This is a genomic window from uncultured Aliivibrio sp., assembly GCF_946479765.1.
Classification (GTDB): domain Bacteria; phylum Pseudomonadota; class Gammaproteobacteria; order Enterobacterales; family Vibrionaceae; genus Aliivibrio.
Map to the genome: position 1 here is coordinate 71964 of NZ_CAMLHO010000001.1, position 21812 is coordinate 93775.

The following is a 21812-nucleotide window of genomic DNA, read 5'->3' on the forward strand; positions in this document are numbered from 1 at the left end:
ATGGTGATACTTTGCTTTATAACTATTTGATGTTTTTTATCTTATTCTCCACACCGAGTCTTGCTAATACCGTGTACACATGGGAAGACAGTAAAGGCTCTCGGCACTTTAGTGATTACCCACCCACCGAAACGCTCCCAGTAACTCACCTCTCTCTATCACCAACAGAGACAATAGAAATCCCATCCGTTAACCCATTGCAACCAAAGGAAATTACACAAAAAAAATCCATACCCAACTCGACTGAAAATAAACACACAAGCTTAGCCATCTCAATCAACAACCTCGAACAAGAAGACACAATCCGTAGCTCTCGAGGTCACATTACGGTATTAACCACACTCACACGTAAACTCCATAGTAATGAAAAGCTACAATTACTCTTAGATGGTTCTCCCTATGGTTTGCCTCAAACATCAACAGAATGGACACTAAAAAACGTAAACCGAGGTACTCACCTTATCACCGTGGTTGCTCTTAAAGACGGCAAGAGAATTGCATCATCTCTTATTATTACGATTTACCTGCATCGCCCTTCTGTAAATTAAAGGAATTTTCATCGTTCCTTTCTGACAGGTAAGGCTTGATGCACTATAATGGTGCAGTGGTTGATTTTTCTATTAAGGATGATGATGTTAACTATGGATCTCGCAACACAAATACTCGAATATCAAGTCACTGCCATTTTATTACTTGATGACCAGCGTAACATTCATTATGCCAACCCTGCGGCCGAACAACTTTTTTCACAAAGCGCCCAACGAATGGCTGCGCATGTTTTTGATGATCTTTTTCAATATACTAGGTTTGATTTATCGACATTAATGATCCCCTTAGATACAGGACAAAGTGTCACAGACAGCGATGTGTGTATGATAATAAACAACAGCCCGCTCTATATTGAAGTCACCTCAAGCCCTATTGAAATCAAGAAATCGTTGTATCTTTTGGTAGAAATCCGCCAAATAGAACAACAACGTCGCTTATCTCAAGAGATCAATCAACACGCTCAACAACAAGCAGCCAAAGTGTTGGTTCGTAGCTTGGCACACGAGATAAAAAATCCTTTGGGTGGGTTACGTGGCGCAGCACAATTACTCGAACGTATGCTGCCAAATGTGGAATTACATGAATACACTCAAATCATTATTGAACAAGCAGACCGATTACGTAATTTAGTTGACCGCCTCTTAGGGCCACAAAAATTAGGTCAAAAAAAACCTGAAAACCTACATGCTATTATCGAGAAAGTACGTCAACTCATTGAATTAAACTCAAGTTACCAAGTGGGTATCATTCGAGATTATGATCCTAGCCTGCCTGATTTTGATATGGATTCTGAGCAAATTGAACAAGCACTCTTGAATATTATCAGCAATGCCGCTGAGGTATTAAAAGATCAACCTGATGGCACCATCACCCTACGAACGCGTACTGACTATCAAACCAATATTCACGGACAACGCCATCGACTCACCGCCAAAATAGAGATCATAGATAATGGGCCAGGCATTCCAACTCATATCCAAGATACGTTATTTTACCCCATGGTCAGCGCGCGCGCGGGAGGCACAGGGCTTGGGCTCTCTATTTCACAAAACCTGATCGACCAACACAACGGTAAAATTGATGTCACCAGCTGGCCAGGTAAAACTGTGTTTACGGTTTATCTACCACTTAAATAATAAAAATAACCACCACTTATAAATACAATTTATAAGTGGATTAAGGAGAAATAGTTTATGAGCAAAGGATTTATTTGGGTTGTTGATGATGACAGCTCTATTCGTTGGGTATTAGAAAAAACATTAACCAGTACCAATATGATGTGTGAAAGCTTTGGTGATGCAGAAAGTGTGATTCAAGCGCTAGAACGTAATGTGCCAGATGTGATCATCTCGGATATTCGTATGCCGGGAATGGATGGTTTATCCCTATTAAATCATGTTCAAGAAAACTACCCAGAATTACCCGTTATCATCATGACGGCACATTCTGATTTAGACGCTGCGGTCAGTGCCTATCAAAAAGGAGCGTTTGAATACCTACCAAAGCCTTTTGATATTGATGAAGCACTCACACTTGTAGAACGAGCTCTCGCTCATAGCCAAGAGCAAAAAAAGAAAAATAATACCAAGCCAAGTAAAGATCACCATGTTCCTGAAATCATCGGCGAAGCACCAGCCATGCAGGAAGTGTTTCGTGCCATAGGTCGTTTATCTCGCTCCTCCATATCAGTATTGATTAATGGGGAATCAGGAACCGGTAAAGAATTAGTTGCTCACGCACTGCATCGCCATAGCCCACGAGCAAAAAATGAATTCATTGCACTGAATATGGCGGCGATCCCTAAAGATTTAATTGAATCTGAACTATTTGGCCATGAAAAAGGGGCGTTTACTGGCGCAAATTCGGTTCGTAAAGGTCGATTCGAACAGGCCAATGGTGGCACCTTATTTTTAGACGAAATCGGTGATATGCCATTAGATATCCAAACTCGACTGCTTCGTGTTTTAGCTGATGGGCAATTTTATCGTGTCGGCGGGCACTCTCCTATCCAAGTCGATGTGAGGATCATAGCCGCAACACACCAAAACTTAGAAAAATTAGTTTCCGATGGAGGCTTTCGAGAAGATTTATATCATCGATTAAACGTTATTCGTGTGCACATTCCGGCATTGCGTGAGCGTCAAGAAGATATCAAACAACTTACCAATCACTTTTTACGATTAGCGGCAAAAGAGCTCCATGTTGAATGTAAATTATTAAGTAATGACGCTTGTCGTCAATTGGAAAAATGCGAATGGCCGGGCAATGTTAGGCAATTAGAAAACACATGTCGCTGGTTAACGGTAATGGCTAGTGGGCAAGAAATATTATTATCAGATCTTCCTAGAGAGTGCATACCTCACGATACATGTGAAAAAGAAGACAATACTGAATGGGAAGATACATTAGATTTATGGATAAAAACGCAACTTGAACTAGGTAACTTCACCATTTTCGATTATATTAGCGAAAAAGTTGATTCTATCACCCACAATAATGCCCTTGCGTATACCCAGGGACATAAACAACAAGCTGCAAAATTATTAGGCATTGGTAGAAATACCTTAGCAAGAAAGCTAAAGAGCCTTTGATTTTTCGATCCCACGGAATAATACAGCAATGCCACTATTAACAAAAAAACTCTTTTCCTTAAAAACAGTGCTCATTTTACCATTAGCTCTTATTTTATGTTTAATACTCTCTGTTGTTTTTTATTCCCAAAAGATAAGTAGCGAAAAATTAATAAATAATTTAAGTCAAAAAGTACTTCAATTCTATACATTAAATGTACAAACAAAACTGGATAACTTCTTATACACACCAGAATTAGCAGTAAAAAACTTAAGTCATCAAATAGAAAAATATGACTTATATAAAGAATCTAACCTTCTACTAATTCAAGAGCTAATCGTTAATAATTTATCATTACTTTATAATGATTCACATCAAATTAAATCCATTGCCTTTGGTGGTAAAAATAAAGAATACGTTGGATATCGCCGAGAAAATCAAGATACCGAATTTCATTTAATGCTAAAAGATCATCGCACAAAAGATGCATTAATCATCTATTCTGGTAATAACACCTCTTCACCTGAAATTTTTCAAAAGCTCGATTATGACCCCCATGTTCGCCCATGGTATTCAGCCGCAATGAACACATTACAGACTAATTGGTCTGATATTTATAAGAACGTGGACGATAAACAAGAAATAAATATATCTGCGACTCACTCCATATTAAAAAATGGTGAGTTTTTAGGTGTGATTGAAGCGACTATAAATTTAGATACTTTAAATGATTTTTTATTTAAAGAGAGCCAATTAACGAAAGGGGCTATTTACTTAATTGATCAACAGCACCGTTTAATTGCCCACTCTGAATCAAATAGTATTTTAAATATCAATACTATTAATAATCATACGCGAGACATTCGTCCATTTGCTTTTGAAAGTGATAACACTGAAATTAGACAAAGTGCTTTTTATATTCAACAACACCAATTAGTAAATCAAAATAGCAATGAGTTATTTACATTTACGCATAACAATAAACGCTATTTTAACCAATTCACACCATTTAATTCAATTGATGGTATTAACTGGTATATTGTTACTATCATTTCAGAAGATGAAATTCTTGGTACTCTAACTAAAGAGCAAGAGAATAGTTTCATAATTAGCCTTACGTTAGCGATAATATGCTCTCTAGCAAGTGTTTACATCGTAACATTAACGATAAAACCTATTAATATCGCTATTGATGCTGTACAAAACATTGCCAATGGTAAATTAACTAATAATAACATTACCGTTAAAAGCCGAATTTACGAAACCTCAATTTTAATAAACTCATTTAATGATATGAGTAAAAAAATACAACTCTCTTTTGATGATATTCGCCAACAAATCATTTTTGACCCAATGACAAAGGTATTAACTCGACAAGGGTTAATTGAAGAATCACTCCAACTAGAGCAAGTAACATCTTCACAAGGATTACTTTTAATTGGATTAAAAAACTTCCGTGATGTTAATGATTCATTAGGAATGACTGAAGGGGATCTCATTCTACAACATGTCGCGGAGCGATTGAAATTCACTTTCCCTGATAGCTCGGTTCACATTGCTCGTATTGTCGGTGATGAATTTGCACTCTTTTTCACTAACATCGACAGTATAAATGAACTGACAAAATTAATAATTAAAACAGAAGCTATATTTATTTCACCCTTTTATACGCCAAGCAATATGGTTCCGCTGCGTATTTCTATCGGCTCTGTGTTTGGTCAGATTACGTCAGACTCAATGGAAGCATGGTTACAACACGCAAGTATTACCTTGACTCAAGCTAAGGCAAACGACGTCAGTTATGCCATTTATCACCCCAATATGGTGGAGTCATCCACCAAAAAGGCACACTTAACTCGTGAGCTATCTTCTGCTGTCACCAATAATGAAATGGTTCCTTACTATCAACCTATCATTGATATGAAAACAGGGGACATCATTGGTGCTGAAGCTCTAGTGCGCTGGATTCATCCACAAGAAGGGATAATTTCCCCATTAGATTTTATCCCTATTGCTGAAGATAACGGTATGATTATACCTATTGGTAATAGCGTTCTCATGCAAGCCTGTATTGATACTGTCACGCAAATTAAATCTGGAGTTTGGCCTTCAAATTTCCACATGCATGTTAACTTATCAGTCTATCAATTAACTAAACATGATTTCCTTTCGACCTTAAATGACATTTTATTGAAAACAGGGATGCTACCTAAAAATCTCACTTTGGAAATAACAGAATCTCGTCTAGTAAGTCACGATAGCCCTGCAACTAGAAAAATGCAAAAAATTCGAGACTTGGGTGTGCAAATTGCAATTGATGACTTTGGTACCGGTTATTCATCGTTAGCTTATATTCATAAATTGCCTTTTGATGTATTAAAAGTAGACCGTTCATTTATTAATATACTTAATACAGAAAATGCAGGTTCATCAATTGCGGCTGCTATTACCAACATGACTAAAGGCTACAATATTACATTGGTTGCGGAAGGTATTGAAACGGCAGAACAAGCAGAAATAGTATCAAAGCTTAATTATGACCACGCTCAAGGCTTTCTTTATAGCCGCCCCCTACCATTAAATGAGTGGCCAACAAAATAAGTTAACATCACAGCGCAATCACTAAAATTGCGCTGTTTTTACCCGTTTTACTACTGACATCACCCTCTCGACTCTCTATACTCATTCTTAATATTTATACGTATTCAGTCTTCTTTGTAGGAACCGTTCATTATGATAACTAAAACACTCCCTCTTACGGATCTTCACCGCCACCTTGATGGCAACATTCGTATTGAAACTATTTTAGACTTAGGCCAAAAATTTGGTCTTGAGTTACCTGCTTATGATCTTGAAGCACTACGTCCACACGTTCAAATCGTAGAAGCGGAACCAAGCCTAGTTGCCTTCCTATCAAAACTGGATTGGGGTGTTGCCGTATTAGGTGATCTTGATGCTTGTCGTCGTGTTGCTTATGAAAACGTACAAGATGCAATGAATGCAAAAATTGATTATGCAGAATTGCGCTTCTCACCATACTACATGGCAATGAAACATAACCTATCAATTGCAGGGGTTGCTGAAGCAGTCGTTGACGGTGTTGAAGCTGGCTGTAAAGACTTTGGTATCAAGGCCAATCTAATCGGTATTATGAGCCGTACTTTTGGTCAAGATGCATGTCAGCAAGAGCTTGATGGCCTGCTAACTCAAAAGAATAAATTAGTTGCGATTGATCTTGCCGGTGATGAACTAGGCCAACCGGGCGATCGCTTTGTTACTCACTTTAAACAAGTGCGTGATGCAGGTCTTCGTGTCACTGTGCACGCTGGTGAAGCTGCGGGTGCAGAAAGCATGTGGCAAGCAATTAATGAATTGGGTGCGGTACGTATTGGTCACGGAGTTAAAGCTATTGAAGATCCAAAACTGATGGCGTTCTTAGCGAAGAATAATATTGGTATTGAGTCTTGCTTAACATCAAATATCCAAACCAGTACGGTTGCTTCGTTTGAATCGCACCCTATCAAAACTTTCCTTAACTATGGCGTTAAGGTTTGTCTTAATACGGATGATCCTGCTGTTGAGGGGATTGAACTTCCTTATGAATATGAAGTTGCTGCACCAAAAGTAGGCCTGACTCAAGAACAGCTTCGTCAAATTCAAATTAATGGTTTAGATCTGGCTTTCTTGTCTGATGCAGAGAAGCAAGCACTGCGTGAAATGGCAGCAAAGCGTTAATTTTTATCAACGTAAATTATCATCACTTTAAGACAGTTATCCCCCAACTGTCTTAAAGATGACATAAGAATTAACTATAGTAAAAAATCATCTCATTACCATTCATATTCTGCCCAATAGACTACACTCAACACAAACTAATCAAGTCATCACATAGAAAAGAATGGATTCTTTATGCACATCAAAATATTAGTACTCATAACCAGCTTTTTTTCACCAAATATGCTCGCCGCGAATATTAGCAACTCTGTCATACATTTTGGCGCAATACCTAATGATGGCATTGATGATAGTGTTGCTTTCAATTTAGCGTTGTCCTCCCTTAGCGATAACAGCAACATTACGATCCCACCCGGTGAGTATGACATCTGCAATACATTATTTATTTCTGATAGCGTAAATATTGCTCTCCTTGGCAGTAAAGGCGCTATTTTAAAAAAGTGCCCTAATTTTAATGGTGAGTATTTACTTTATGTAAAAAGAACCGAAAAACTTAACATATCAAATCTTCATTTTATTGGACTGTTTAATGGTGGAGATACCCCACAATGGGGCAAACAAGGCATTTATCTAGCAAGCACAACCAATAGTATGATCGCTAATAATACATTCGATAATTTCGGGGACGCTGCGCTTAGGATAACAACAAGCCCAAACAATAATGTGACTGAGTCAAGAAACGCAACCATCATTAATAACCAATTTTCTAATTGTACTCAAGTTACCACAACTCAATCACAATCTTCTGGGGACGTAAATGTGGCAAGTACGCATAATATTACGTTCTCATCAAATACATTTGATAACTGCACGTTAAAATTATGTGCCCGTAAAGCGACAGAAGAAGCAACAATTTTCAATAATCACTTTAAAAATAATAAAGGAACTGCTTTAGAGTCATGTTATTACAGCAACTTAAGCATTTCACACAATCAATTCGAACTAAACTCTGGTTTTGCTATAAATATCTACCCGAACACCCGAGCTCCGTATCCCGTCAAGTGGGGAGATATTAAAATAGCAGACAATACATTTGATAATTCAACCCTAGGTATTAGATTGCAAAGTTTTTCTTCTTCTGAAGTTGCTGATATCGCCATACAAAATTTATCTATTACAAATAATGTCTTTCTGAACATATCTTGTACTGGAGTAGAAAATAAATATAAACAATTGATTAGGACCTATAGTCAACATCCAACACTGTCTTTTGAAAATATCACTATAAATAAGAATAAATTCACTATAAATCAGGGCTGTGATTTCTTAAGCCTAGATGCTAAAGATAGTCATATTTCAATAGAAGATAATAAAAGCATGCCTAGAGTACTGAAAAAAATAAAGCCCTAAAATTCAGGGCTTTATATGTCATTTTAAAATAACTTTTTAATAAGCTTTAAGGCTATCTAGGTTCGCCTTTGTAGACCTTTAACTCATACTCTACGCGCTTTCCTGATTGCTTATTATATAGCTGGGGTTTAATAATATATTCTCCATTCGGGTAGTTCTCATCAAGCCAAAAACCACGAACAACAAAATAATTATCTCCCGGCTGTAAAACACGAGAAACCCTAGAGAACACTGGAATATCTAATCCATTTGGCGCTTGAGCATTTATCCAAAATTCCACCTCAGAAGCTGACATCCCTGTATTATCAATAGCAAAAGATAATGCAGTATAACCACCTTCTACCGGGAAGTTATCTGCACCAATTAACAGAGCATTAACCTCTAGATCTCCGACTTTTTTTGTACCATCTACACCAGTACCTTTTGTAAACTCTGCTGAATATTGGAATATATCTCCAGTATCTGTATTTACACCTTCAAGACTAACGACATAATCACCATTATTCATATAGTCATAAATCCAAATACCACGGTTAAAGGCCAAGCTAGCCCCTTCCTCCACTTCATCAACTTCAAATTCAGAACTATTAGTATTCACGACAGCTTTCGCTGGAAATGAAAGCCCTTGAGGTCCCTTTACCGAAATCCAGTATTTGATATTTGCATCAATATCACCTACGTTTTCCATATTGACTGAAGCGTTAAGATAACCACCATTAGCATCTAATTGTGTATTAGAAAGCTCTATTGATGCATTTAATGCAAATGTTGCAGGCTCTGCTGCACTTGTAATAAATGGCGACGATAAAAGTAACCCGCCAACAAAAAAAGACTTATACATACTGTTCATAATAACTCCATGTTTTATTTAAATAATATGTAAATTTAGTACACTGACATTCCTATTTAATTTGAAATTCCATTTCATTAATACATTTCATGAAATTAATAATTCTAAGTATTAATCAAGCTTACTTTATATTTACCGAATAAAAATAGACTAATTAACATACTAATGAAAATATATATTATAAAAAAAACCACCAGTCTCTTTTTTGAGGTTAATGCGTGAATCAAAAATGAGACTGCAACCATCATATATTTATTTAAAATAAATATATCATGAAAAACGCAGATAATAATTAAGTCAATAATACAATCAACAAAAATCAATTAATGCGACAAGCCGCAAAAAAAATAACTTAACGGCAATCTAAAGTTGACAGGCAATAACAAGTCAGTATATTGACGCCATAAATACAACGAAAAGCTACACTGTCTTTTTTGACATGAAATAATAACAACCTAAATCAAGATGGCATATTGGGAGCCGAAAACTCACGGGCGGTAGCATGTTTAAAATATACTGCCATTCAAGGACTATTTAATATCTTGTTGGTTATATAGTATGGAAACTAATCTTAAATTACACAGTAATAATAGCGGACTTAGCCTAATTTACAGGGTTATTGACTCTATTATCATCTTTTCTACCTTCTATTGCATCTCACTTTTTTATACAGATACATTTAGTAAAAGTCACCTTTTAACAGTAACTTACGCCATATTGATATATTTAATAATAGCCGAAAGAGATGACTTATATCGTTCATGGCGTGTGTATCGTTTTATTGATGATATTTTTAATTTAAGCCGAGCTTGGTTTGTTACTTTTCTTGTGCTTGTTGTTATTGCTTTTTTTTCCAAAGTGAGTGCTGATTATTCTCGGGTAGTCGGTGGCCTTTGGTTAATTATAACCCCTATATTACTTACGATATGGCGATATGTCGCTAAGCAAATATTAAAAACCTTATGTTCTTATGGTTACAATAGAAAAGATGCCGTTATTATTGGCGTAACAGATAATGGTATTCAACTTGCTAACCAACTAAAAAATCAGCCAGAGCTGAGTATTAATGTCATTGGCTTTTATGATGACCGTGAAGAAGAACGACTGAATCTAGATAATTTGCCCGCCCCCTTTAAAGGCAAAGTATCAAAAGCATTGAAGCTTTCAAAAAAAGGACTTGTTCAACACGTCTATATATCAATGCCAATGAAAGCAAATGAACGGATCAAGCAATACCTAAATATCTTCTCAGATACTACGGCCAATACTTATCTTATCCCTGATTTTTTTATCTATAATCTGATGCAGTCACGTCTAAGTTCAATTGGAAACATTCCAACCATTAGCATTCATGATACACCATTCTACGGTTCTAATAGTTGGTTAAAAAGAGCTCAAGACATCATAGTTTCGATCGGTATTATTATACTTATCAGTCCAATACTCCTTGCTGTTTCGATTGGTGTAAAACTCTCCTCTCCTGGCCCCGTTATCTTTAAACAGTATAGATACGGGCTTGATGGCCGCCGGATAAAAGTGTGGAAATTTCGCTCTATGAGCACGCTAGATAACGGTAATGTCGTTAAGCAAGCAACCAAAAATGACCCACGAATTACGCCTTTTGGTGCTTTCATTCGTAGAACGTCTCTTGATGAACTCCCACAATTTTTCAATGTACTGCAAGGACGTATGTCTATCGTGGGACCACGACCTCATGCAGTCGCCCATAATGAAGAATATCGACCAATTGTTGAACGCTATATGCTACGACACAAAGTTAAGCCGGGGATCACTGGACTTGCACAAGTAAAAGGGTTCCGTGGTGAAACAGATACTCTTGATAAAATGCAAAAACGTGTTGAATTTGACCTTAAATACATTCAATCATGGTCAACATGGTTGGATATAAAAATTATTTTCATGACCATTTTCAAAGGCTTTACGGGTAAAACGGCCTACTAAAGGATTAGTAATGAACATCTTGAAAAAAACGCTGATAACTGGAGTAATATTAAGTTCATGCCCTGCCGTTATTGCAAATGAGAGTGAGGGGCATATAACTGAGTTAGGTTTCAAAGTTACTCCTCTGTTTGAAGCCAAATTAGAGCATAATGACAATATTGGTCGTTACTCATCATCACAACAACCAGACTCCTCAAGTATTCTTGAAGTAAAACCTGGTTTGATGTTGGAATCAGACCGAAACGGCAATTTATATCAAGTTGCTTATCAAATAGCTTCTGGTCGCTATTTTGATAGTCATGATGATGACTACCTAGATCACCGCTTTACCACCAATAATTTTATACAAATCAGTCAACGAAATGGGATTGGTTTCAACTATACCTATCTCCAATTACATGAAGAGAGAGGGACAGGAATTTTAGCTGGTGACCAACTATCAACTATCGCTAATGAACCAGCTGTATATGCTCTTCATAACACTAGCATCACTCATGTTTATGGTGCTAAACGTGCCAAAGGTAGAATTGAATCCAATTTAAGATATGAGAAAAAAACCTATAAAAATTATAGGGATCTAACGACAGAGAAACTCCAACCACTTAGCACTAAATTTAATGATTATGATGAATTTGGTGGTGCTGTCGCCTTTTACTACGATATAAAACCTGCAACCGATTTACTGTTTGAAATTGACCTTGCCGAACGAAACTACCAGCTCAATGATCCCTTTAGTAACAAATCACAAGACGATCTTAATGCGTATTACTTAGTCGGTACCAAATGGGATATAACAGGCAAAACGGCTGGCAAATTACGATTTGGCTTACAAAATAAAAAATATAAAGACCATGATAGAGAAGATTTTAGTGGATTTAGTTGGGATTTAGATTTCACCTGGAAGCCAATAAATTACTCTACGATCAATGTCTCTGCCTCTCAACGAGCAAAAAATCCAGACCAAGGTTCTAATTATATTAATGAAACCCGCTTTGATGGCTCTTGGCAGCACTACTGGTTAACACACTTTTACAGCAACATCAGTTTAAACCTAGTTAATGATGACTATTCTAGTAGCAACCGTAAGGATGACCTATTAGAAACGGCATTATTTTTCGGATATGAGCTAAGAGATTATGCAGAAATCACAGCAGGTTGGCGCTACGAAAATAATGATTCATCTATTGCTGTTAATAGCTATCAACAGAATGTGTTTTACCTCGCCACTAACTTAATTTTTTAACCAACGGACACCACAATGACTCGTATTTCTACGTTCAGTTTATTACTAATGTTTCTCATGGTTATTTCATTTCAATCTATGGCACTAAACAATAATTATACGATTGGAGCCGGAGATAGGATCCAGATATCCGTTTATGGTGAGGATAATCTCTCTATTGATGATTTATATATTGATAATAGTGGCACATTTGAATATCCCTATTTAGGTCAATTAAACCCGTTAGGAAAAACGGTTGAGCAACTGAAAAACACCATCATTAATGGACTAAAGGGGGACTATCTTATCTCACCTAAAGTACGAGTTAGCATCATTGGGTTCAGAAGCATTTATGTAAATGGTGAAGTTAAAAAACCTGGAGGGTATGAATACCAACCCGGACTAACCGTAGACAAAGCAATTGCTCTTGCGGGAGGCTTTACTGATCGAGCAGCACGAAACAAAGTCTATATTGGACAATCAGGTAAAGACGATCTTAAAAACAAAGCAAAGCTATCTTCCGCTGTATCTCCTGGTGACATTATTGTTATCGAACAAAGCTTTTTCTAATACTTTACCTTTTGCACCTAAATAATGGATTGAATGATGTTGGCTAGCCTTAAAAATGACTCTCTACAACAAGAACAACTGATTGATTTTGGATATTATGTCCATCTGATAAAAAAACGTTGGGTTTCCATTTCACTATTTACTGTCTTGTGTACAGCTATTGCTGTATTAATTGCTTTATCAATTACCCCAACTTATCGAGCAACTGCCACACTGTTAATTGAATCATCTCAACAAAGAGCAATATCTATCGAAGAGGTTGTTGGCATTGATACTAGCGCAAAAGAATACTACCTAACTCAATTTGAAATTTTAAAATCTAATCAGGTGGCGCAACGCGTCATTGAAAAATTAAAACTAGAGCAAGTAGCAGAGTTTAATCCAAAACTTATCGCAACTGAACCAAGCTTTATTGATAACCTTAAAAAGGAATTATTATCACATCCATTAATTGAAGCACACTTTTCTCAAAAAACTGATGACAACATAAATATCTTAGCCCAGCAAGAAGCTATCAATCGCACGGCGCTAAAAATATTCAAATCACGCCTAACTATTTCACCAATTAGAAAAACTCAACTTGTTCATATTTCTTTTGAATCTCAAGATCCAAAATTAGCCGCAAAAATTGCCAATGCTGTTGGTTTAGCATTTATTGAAAATAACTTGGAATCAAAACTGTTAGCAACAGAGCAAGCAACAGGGTGGATTAACCAAAGGCTCAATGAATTAAAACAAAATTTAAATAACTCAGAACAGGCACTATTGCAATTTTTACAACAACAAAAGTTGATTGATAATAGCGGGATCTCTGCTTTAACCAGTTCAGAATTATCAAGTTTAACTAACCGTATTGCAGAAGCCGCGGATAAGCGTATTGAAGCACAAGCACTATACAATGCACTAAAAGGGAATAATAACGGAAATTTAGATTCCCTTGGTGCTAATTCTTTAATATCCAATCATCCGCAAATACGTGATATCCGCTTAGCCGAGTCTAATGCTGAAAAAGAAGTCAGTGAACTTTCTAAGCGCTACGGCCCTAAGCACGATAAGATGATACAAGCAAAAGCTCAGCTACAATCTATTCATACTCGTATAAAAAAATTAACCAGTAAGCTTGTCAGCGGCATCAAGGAAGAACTGATTAGCGCCAGAGAGCAAGAGCGTGTACTTAAAAATGAACTATTAAGTAAGAAAGGGGAATTCCAGGCATTAAGCGTCGTGAAAAGTGAATATGATTCACTTAAACGTGAAATAAGCAGTAATGCAAAACTGTATGATTTATTCTTAATTCGCCAAAAAGAAACCTCGGCAACCAGCGGCTTTAGTGCAGCAAATGCACGTTTCAGTGACTATGCTCTAGTGCCAGAGAATCCAAGTAAACCAAATCGAAAACTGATTGTAATATTGGCTTTATTTGCAAGTGCTAGCTTTGCCATCATCTTAGTGATCTGCCTAGATGCATTTAATAACACGATTACCTCTGCTCGTGATTTTGAAAGTAAGCTTGGTCTTTTACCAACAGGAACCATTCCAGAAATCAAAGACAAACAGTACAAAAAAACACCTATTGATGCCAACATCTTCGGCAATAGTAAATTTACCTTATTTCAGGAATCGATCGATTCAATACGCACCTCTCTGTATTTAGTTCTTCCTAAATCAGAAAGAAAATTATTAGCGATTTCTTCTTCGGTTCCTGGGGAGGGCAAAACCACAACAGCAATCAGTTTGGCTAATTCTTTCTCCCAGTTAGAAAAAGTACTAATCATTGACTGTGATTTAAGAAAACCCTCAGTTGGTGACCGCTTTGGTTTAGCAAAAAGCCACCCAGGTTTGAGTAATATTTTATTAATGAATACACCACTACAAGAGTGTATCGCTACCGTAAATAACTCTAATTTAGATGTTCTAAGTGCTGGCATGTTGACTCCAAATCCTCAAGAGCTATTAAGCAGTGCTGCATTTGAAAAACTAATCAATCAGTTAGCAAGTAAGTACGACCGTATCATTTTAGATACTCCACCCATTTTACCCGTAAAAGATGCGTTTATTGTGGGTAAATTAACTCAGGGGATTTTACTGGTCGTCAAAGTAAATAGTACCAGCAAGTCTGTTTATAAACACACCATGGCCCTATTTACAAAACATCAAATAATGATCGATGGTGTAATACTAAATAAAGTACAACCAGCGAAAAAAGGCACGCATACCTATTCTGAATACTCACAATATGCCCACACTAATAAAGGTTAAGGAACAACCATGAAGAGACAAATTAGAGTGCTTTCTGTTTTTGGGACTCGTCCAGAAGCAATCAAGATGGCACCACTGGTGCATAAACTTAATGACGACCAATGTATTGAAAGCAAGGTATGCGTTACAGCACAACACCGTGAAATGCTTGATCAAGTACTCAACTTATTTGAAATTAAACCTGACTTCGATCTAAACATTATGAAGCCAGGTCAGTCTTTATATGACGTTACATCAAATATCCTCATGGGTCTTAAATCTGTATTAGAAGAGTTTCAACCAGACATTGTACTTGTTCACGGTGACACCGCGACGACGCTTTCAACCAGTTTAGCGGCATATTATCAACAAATAGCAGTCGGCCATGTAGAAGCGGGGCTACGTACTGGTAATATTTACTCACCTTGGCCAGAAGAAGGTAACCGTAAATTAACAGGGGCGATTGCTACCTTACATTTTGCACCAACGAGCACATCACAGCAAAACTTACTAAATGAAGGCATTGCTAAAAGCAGCATTTCAACCACTGGAAATACCGTTATTGATGCTCTGTTCTTGGTGAAAGAAAAGCTAAAAGAAGATCAAGACCTTAATGCGACATTGGCCGCTCACTTTTCAGTGCTAGACCCAAATAAAAAACTCATCCTTGTTACAGGACATCGCCGTGAAAGTTTTGGCAATGGATTTGAACGAATTTGTGAAGCGCTCGTTGATATTGCTCAAAAACATCCTGAATGCCAAATCCTTTACCCTGTACATCTCAACCCAAATGTACGCGAGCCAGTTAATCGCATCCTAAAAGGCGTCGATAATGTTCATCTAATTGAACCGCAAGACTATCTACCTTTTGTTTATTTAATGAACCAGGCACATATTATCTTAACTGATTCTGGTGGCATTCAAGAAGAAGCTCCATCACTAGGTAAGCCCGTCTTAGTTATGCGTGATACGACTGAAAGACCTGAAGCCGTTGATGCGGGAACCGTAAAATTAGTTGGTACAGATAAGCAAGTGATTATAGATGCAGTAGAAGACCTACTCACTAATCAAGCCAATTATGAAAGTATGAGCCGAGCACACAACCCATACGGAGACGGTAATGCGTGCGACCATATTATTGAAAAAATTAAGCAACATTTTGCCTAGTATCTCCTTTATATAAATATCGCTATGGCACTAAGTCCGTATTTATCTATTTCTAAATTTAAAATTATAGATGCTATAAAGGCACTAACATTGTTAAGGAACAACCATGTCATTTAAAAAAGTTTCCGTTATTGGTTTAGGCTATATTGGACTTCCAACCGCTGCTGTCGTTGCCTCTCGGGGTATTGAAGTTATTGGTGTTGATGTGAACCAACACGCTGTGGATACAATTAATCAAGGTAAGATCCACATTGTAGAACCGGATTTAGACATTGTCGTTCGAGGCGTTGTTAGTACTGGCAATTTGCGCGCAACAACAACACCAGAATCTGCAGACGCTTTTATGATTGCAGTGCCTACACCATTTAAAGAAAATAATGCACCAGATCTTAAATATATTGAAGCCGCAGCAAAGGCAATTGCTCCAGTATTAGAAAAAGGCAACTTAGTAATTCTTGAGTCAACCTCGCCAGTTGGTGCAACAGAAAAACTATCAGCTTGGCTTAAAGAGGCTCGTCCAGATCTAAGTTTCCCACAAGATGCTGGCGACAGTGCTGACATCAAAGTTGCACACTGCCCAGAACGTGTATTACCTGGTTACGTATTACAAGAGTTAATAGCCAATGACCGTGTAATTGGTGGCATGTCAAAAGCCTGTAGTGAAAGAGCGGTTGAGCTATACCAAACATTTGTTCGTGGTGAATGCATCATCACTAATGCTCGTACTGCGGAAATGGCAAAGCTGACAGAAAATTCATTCCGTGATGTGAATATTGCATTTGCAAATGAACTGTCTGTTATCAGTGATAAGTTAAAAATTAATGTTTGGGAATTGATCAAACTAGCAAACCGCCATCCAAGGGTAAACATACTTAGTCCGGGACCAGGGGTTGGCGGCCACTGTATTGCGGTTGACCCTTGGTTTATCGTAGACAGTTGTCCAGAAGAGGCAAAGATTATTCGTCAAGCTCGCTTAACCAATGATGCGAAACCTCACTATGTGATTGATCAAATCGAAAAAGCAGCAGATGAGTTTAAACGCCCGGTTATTGCTTGTTTAGGCTTGGCATTTAAAGCGGATATTGATGATTTACGTGAAAGCCCTGCGCTGCAAATCGTCGAAGAACTCGCTGGAAAAAACATTGGTCAGATCTTTGCTGTCGAACCAAATGTTCACTCACTTCCAGAAAGCTTAGTTCACGCTGGCGTTGAACAAGTCACGCTTGAAACGGCATTAGAAAAAGCAAATATCATTGTAGTATTAGTTGATCATAAGCAATTTAAAGCAGCAGATAAAATTCAGTTTACAACTAAAGTTGTGATTGATACCCGCGGCATTATTTAAGTTATTTTTGTTAGGTGCGTCTAAAGAAGTGAAACCGTTAGATTTGATAACTCTTCACTTAAATACACCTTACAAACTGAACTGAATAAATATAGATAAGCTACATCAATAACCGCGTATAGGGATATTTAGTGAAAAAAATACTTTTGATCGTGCCTCTTTCCACTTTAGAGTTTGGCGCTAGTACAACCGGTGGTGTTGATTCAGTCTGCCAAATTTTATTAAAAGATTTAGTGGACACTGAATATAACGAGTATCAAATTCGCATATTGGCATTTGATCCAAAGTCCAAAGTAAGCCCTAACTCATCAATAATCACATTATCCCCTAGCGTTGAGATTCTGCATTTCCCTAGCAATGAAACAATTAAAGGGATTAAGGTCCCAGGGATAGTCTCTAATTTTATTCGCGTGAGACAAGAAGTAGCCAATTTTCACCCTGATATTATTCATGCACATTTAGCACCTTGGCTACTCGGTATCCGTGGAGTAAAAAGAGTCGCTACATTACATAATTATAAAAATATCGGCCGTAAATCAGTTTCATTACTCAATGATCTTTTCTATGCAAAATTATTACCTTGGTTGTGTGATTTTTATGTTGATCATTACACTTGCGTCGGAAAAACTTTAGAAGTTGCGCTTAAAAAAGAGGTTAGTACACCAGTATCGATCATCGGAAATCCATTAAATCCCTCATATTTTAATTCTGTTCGAAATATCAACGAGTCCCCTACAATTAGGTTTATTACTTGTGCTTTACTAAGTCGAAAAAAACGTATTGATGCATCTATAAAATTGGTGATTCGCTTACATGATCTTGGTATGAATGTTGATTTAACTATTATAGGGCCTAATGTTGATAACCAATACTGGCAAGAGCTTCATGATCTTGTAAACCAGAAAAAAGCGAATAAATACATATTCTTCTCTGGAAGAAAAAATACCTATGAAATAAATGAGTTATATAAACATTCAAGCATTGGTATTTTTCTTTCATCTGAAGAAACCTTTGGCCTTGCCCCTCTTGAGATGCTTGCTAGTGGACTGCCTTTAATTTCTAGTGAAGTTGGTATTATTGAAGAACGCCCTGATTTTTTTACCTCTATCGGCACTTGCATCATAGACCCAACCCAAGAAGACGCATCACTTTCTCAGGCGATGTCTTTTATCGATAACCTTCCAGAAGTGGATTGCAATGCCTTAAAAAATGAGTTTTCAGTCAATGCTGTTAATAAGCAATATTTCACCATTTATAAGACGCTCTTAAATGCTTAAAACCCTACTTCACTACGGTCCCGTGCAAATCGCTTCTGCTCTAAGTATTTTTGTATTAATAGCCCTACAAACCCGCTATCTCGGTATTGAAGAATATGGTGTATTGTCGGTGTATTTAGTGCTTGTTGAAATCACACGATCCATCTACTCTCAATGGCTAAATACAACACTAATACGCCATTACCCTGGCGCTAATAACGCCGATAAAGAAACTTATGCAAGCATTGTATTCTCAGGTATTGTTGGATTATTTCTTCCAATTAGTCTTATTTTTACACTGGTTCTGTTTACCTTTTTTAGTAATGCCTCATTGTCCATTCTGGCTGCTCTTCTAGGATTACTGATTACGAAATCTTTCTTTATTTTTTTCCAAGAAATGGCTAGGCTCAATGAGCGCGTCACTCAATATCGAAAAACAACAGCTACACAATCCATACTAGCAATGGTATTAACATGGCTAACGCTTGAATATTCTCCCTCTGTGGTTGCAGCAATATTGGGGCTCACTCTTAGTTACCTTATCTCACTTCCATTTGTATGGTTTCTGCCATCTCTGGCTTCCCTCTCTTTAAAAAAAACAGCGGTATCCAAATTAGTGAACTATGGCTGGCCTTTGATGCTTTCGGGATTAATTGGCGTCGCAGGATCTCGCATTGATCGCTTCTTTATTGCAGAGCAACTTAGCTACGCTGATGCTGGGATCTACTCCGCCCTTTCAAATATGCTGCTAGGTTTGATGGCATTGGTCTTTATGGTAGTAGCCTTACCTCTTTATCCTGATCTTGCCCGCAAAGCTGATGATAAAAAACAACTTTTTAAAGCTCATCAAAAATATCAATTAATGATGTTTTCTATTTCCCTACCAGCACTCGTTGGTTTGTGTTTTATTGCCGAACCTTTAATTAGCTTATTTTTAAGTGAGGATTTTCTTTCAACCGGAGTATCACTATTTTGGATACTAGCTGCATCCGCTTTTGTTTCTAATTTACGGATGCATTATGTCGACCATGGCCTACAATTCGCGTCTAAAACTAAGGTTTTACCCTTTATTTTGTTCACCTCATTATCTTTAAATTTAATAATACTCTTTGCTTTATTACCAAGCTTAGGAATATATGGTGCCGCTTACGCCTCGCTAATATGTAACATTGTTGCCTTGCTCCTATCTTTTATATTAGCCAAAAGAGCAGGTCATGAATATTGGTTAAACATTGACATGGTCAAAATTATTATTGCAGTGGGAAACATGGCTTTGGCGCTATATCTTATTCAAAAAGTTACTTTTTGGCCACTTTCAGAAGCCTTACAGATAATCCTTTCAATGGCTGTTGCTATTCCAACATTTTATCTATCGGCCTTAGCAATGAATTTAATGGGAACAAGAAATTCTATTAAAAATAAGATAAGGAAAAATGATGCCTAAAACTTATCTGATTTGCTCTAGTGTGATAATTCTTGCTTTTCTTTTCGGTGGGTATTTACTTGAAGATATAGGAATTCAATACGTATCGGAAGGCGGAACTCCTTTATTAAAAATACATCTATACTCCTACATTATATTGTTAGCAATTGGATTATTCACATTAAAAGAAGGAGTTAGAGAACAAATAAATCGTCTAGATACTTTAGCTACACCTTGGCTTTTTTCTGTCATCATGGTGAGCTTTGTTATCGTCTACGGCTTATTCCGTTATGGCACGTCAGGTATGGCTTACATTATTGATACCTTTTTTACACCTTTGTTATTTTTACTGTTACTCTCTCGTTTAAACACGGATGAATGCAAACAGTTACTCTCATTAATTGCTAGCCTTCTGTTATTTAACTCTATTCTCGCTATTCTTGAGTTTGTTTCTGGTACAAGTATTGTTAATATTGAGTTTTCAGCATTTTCCTATTTCCGTTCAACTGCGCTATTAACTCACCCTTTAAATAACGCCTTAATTACAGCAGGACTAACGTTATTAGTATTTAATAAAACACGAATTCCTAATGTTATTTACCTTTCGATAATTTTACTGGCTATGTTTGCCTTTGGTGGCCGTGCTGCAATAGGTATTTTACTACTATTCTCTACCGTTGCTTGCATTCCTTATGTTTTTCGCTTTTTTTCACACGGAATTGAAATAAGTAAACAGCGATTTGCCGTCATGCTCTGTATCCTTTATTTTGCAATAATTGCAGTTGGGTTTGTACTTATCGAAAGTGGTATTACTGAAAGAATAATGAACAAACTTCACGTTGATGAAAGTGCATCAGCTCGATTCGACGTTTTCTATCTATTAGAGCAACTTTCACCCTCAGAATGGTTATTTGGTGCATCAGCAAACTTACAGGGTGCAATTGAACTTTATATAGGGATCTCCGTAATTGAAAACTTTATTATTGCTTGGGTTTTTAGTTTCGGTCTTATCTGTACCATCCCTTTATTGCTTGTTTTAATCACCATGTTTGGATCTTTAACTCGACAAGTTGGGGGATTGGCTTTTATGGCGGTTCCTGTGTTTTTTTTAGTCTCTATAACAAATAATTCTCTGACAACCAAAACGCCAGCGTTATTACTTATGATTACCGCACTATACACAATTAATAAACTTAAAAATAATAAATAACACCAATATGACAGTTTTATGAACAAGGAAAAAATAGGAAAAAGGACGACGTTTGCTTATGGTGGTATTGCCGTTGTTATACATAAAGGTGCATTATAGGAGCTAAAATTCTCGGTGACATTAGTATTGGTAACAACTCCGTTATTGGAGCTAATGCTGTTGTAATTTCAAATATTCCAAATAACTGTATCGCAGTGGGTATTCCTGCTCGAATTATCAAACGAGATATAGATCCAAAGGATTATTACAGATGTTTACTAACTGAAAAGACATAATCATCTCCTCTGAACCACTAAAATTGGAAAATAAACAGTATGGATATTCGAATTCGCTCTACATCAAACGAGCAGTTTTTTTAGAATAG

The 21812-nt window shown here is 37.0% G+C and carries 16 protein-coding genes; 15 read left to right on the plus strand and 1 reads right to left on the minus strand.

The annotated features are described in order from the left end of the window. The first annotated feature begins 11 nt into the window (after positions 1 to 11). The 6 genes from Q1K78_RS00365 to Q1K78_RS00390 all read left to right on the plus strand — a co-directional run bounded on the left by Q1K78_RS00365 (position 12) and on the right by Q1K78_RS00390 (position 8205). A complete protein-coding gene (locus Q1K78_RS00365; protein WP_300173168.1) occupies positions 12 to 548 on the plus strand; it encodes a DUF4124 domain-containing protein in 537 nt (178 codons plus the stop codon). A gap of 93 nt (positions 549 to 641) precedes the next feature. Beyond that, entirely contained in the window at positions 642 to 1685 is a 1044-nt protein-coding gene (gene glnL / locus Q1K78_RS00370) for a nitrogen regulation protein NR(II) (protein ID WP_300173170.1), read from the plus strand. A 57-nt stretch (positions 1686 to 1742) separates the two neighbouring features. After that, complete coding sequence (gene glnG, locus Q1K78_RS00375) at positions 1743 to 3140, plus strand: nitrogen regulation protein NR(I) (protein WP_300173172.1); 1398 nt, start codon at positions 1743 to 1745, stop codon at positions 3138 to 3140. Positions 3141 to 3168: 28 nt separating this feature from the next. After that, positions 3169 to 5721 carry an EAL domain-containing protein gene (locus tag Q1K78_RS00380; RefSeq protein ID WP_300173174.1) on the plus strand — a complete coding sequence of 851 codons (2553 nt, stop codon included), beginning with the start codon at positions 3169 to 3171 and terminating at the stop codon, positions 5719 to 5721. A 132-nt stretch (positions 5722 to 5853) separates the two neighbouring features. Then, positions 5854 to 6855, plus strand: coding sequence for an adenosine deaminase (add, locus tag Q1K78_RS00385; RefSeq protein ID WP_300173176.1), 1002 nt, complete (start codon positions 5854 to 5856; stop codon positions 6853 to 6855). 174 nt (positions 6856 to 7029) lie between these two features. Next, positions 7030 to 8205 (plus strand): right-handed parallel beta-helix repeat-containing protein, encoded by a 1176-nt coding sequence (locus Q1K78_RS00390; protein ID WP_300173178.1) that lies wholly within the window; start codon positions 7030 to 7032, stop codon positions 8203 to 8205. 52 nt (positions 8206 to 8257) lie between these two features. On the opposite strand, the gene Q1K78_RS00395 is transcribed toward Q1K78_RS00390, so the two are convergent. After that, a complete protein-coding gene (locus Q1K78_RS00395; protein WP_300173180.1) occupies positions 8258 to 9055 on the minus strand; it encodes an RbmA protein in 798 nt (265 codons plus the stop codon). Positions 9056 to 9613: 558 nt separating this feature from the next. Here Q1K78_RS00395 and Q1K78_RS00400 point away from each other — a divergent pair. The 9 genes from Q1K78_RS00400 to Q1K78_RS00440 all read left to right on the plus strand — a co-directional run bounded on the left by Q1K78_RS00400 (position 9614) and on the right by Q1K78_RS00440 (position 21448). Then, positions 9614 to 11017, plus strand: a complete 1404-nt coding sequence (locus Q1K78_RS00400) for an undecaprenyl-phosphate glucose phosphotransferase (RefSeq protein ID WP_300173182.1) — start codon at positions 9614 to 9616, stop codon at positions 11015 to 11017. A 10-nt stretch (positions 11018 to 11027) separates the two neighbouring features. Continuing rightward, positions 11028 to 12260, plus strand: a complete 1233-nt coding sequence (locus Q1K78_RS00405) for an outer membrane beta-barrel protein (protein ID WP_300173184.1) — start codon at positions 11028 to 11030, stop codon at positions 12258 to 12260. A 57-nt stretch (positions 12261 to 12317) separates the two neighbouring features. After that, on the plus strand, positions 12318 to 12809 hold the full coding sequence (locus tag Q1K78_RS00410) for a polysaccharide biosynthesis/export family protein (protein WP_300173501.1): 492 nt from the start codon (positions 12318 to 12320) through the stop codon (positions 12807 to 12809). A gap of 33 nt (positions 12810 to 12842) precedes the next feature. After that, positions 12843 to 15068: a polysaccharide biosynthesis tyrosine autokinase gene (locus tag Q1K78_RS00415; RefSeq protein ID WP_300173186.1), complete on the plus strand. Its 2226-nt coding sequence runs from the start codon at positions 12843 to 12845 to the stop codon at positions 15066 to 15068. 9 nt (positions 15069 to 15077) lie between these two features. After that, entirely contained in the window at positions 15078 to 16214 is a 1137-nt protein-coding gene (wecB, locus tag Q1K78_RS00420) for a UDP-N-acetylglucosamine 2-epimerase (non-hydrolyzing) (RefSeq protein WP_300173188.1), read from the plus strand. A 106-nt stretch (positions 16215 to 16320) separates the two neighbouring features. Further along, positions 16321 to 17559, plus strand: a complete 1239-nt coding sequence (wecC, locus tag Q1K78_RS00425; protein WP_300173190.1) for a UDP-N-acetyl-D-mannosamine dehydrogenase — start codon at positions 16321 to 16323, stop codon at positions 17557 to 17559. Positions 17560 to 17690: 131 nt separating this feature from the next. Then, complete coding sequence (locus tag Q1K78_RS00430; RefSeq protein WP_300173193.1) at positions 17691 to 18836, plus strand: VpsD family glycosyltransferase; 1146 nt, start codon at positions 17691 to 17693, stop codon at positions 18834 to 18836. After that, a complete protein-coding gene (locus Q1K78_RS00435) occupies positions 18829 to 20259 on the plus strand; it encodes an oligosaccharide flippase family protein (protein ID WP_300173196.1) in 1431 nt (476 codons plus the stop codon). Before Q1K78_RS00430 ends, Q1K78_RS00435 begins: the two co-directional genes overlap by 8 nt. Beyond that, positions 20249 to 21448 carry a VpsF family polysaccharide biosynthesis protein gene (locus tag Q1K78_RS00440; protein ID WP_300173198.1) on the plus strand — a complete coding sequence of 400 codons (1200 nt, stop codon included), beginning with the start codon at positions 20249 to 20251 and terminating at the stop codon, positions 21446 to 21448. Before Q1K78_RS00435 ends, Q1K78_RS00440 begins: the two co-directional genes overlap by 11 nt. Positions 21449 to 21812 lie beyond the last annotated feature (364 nt).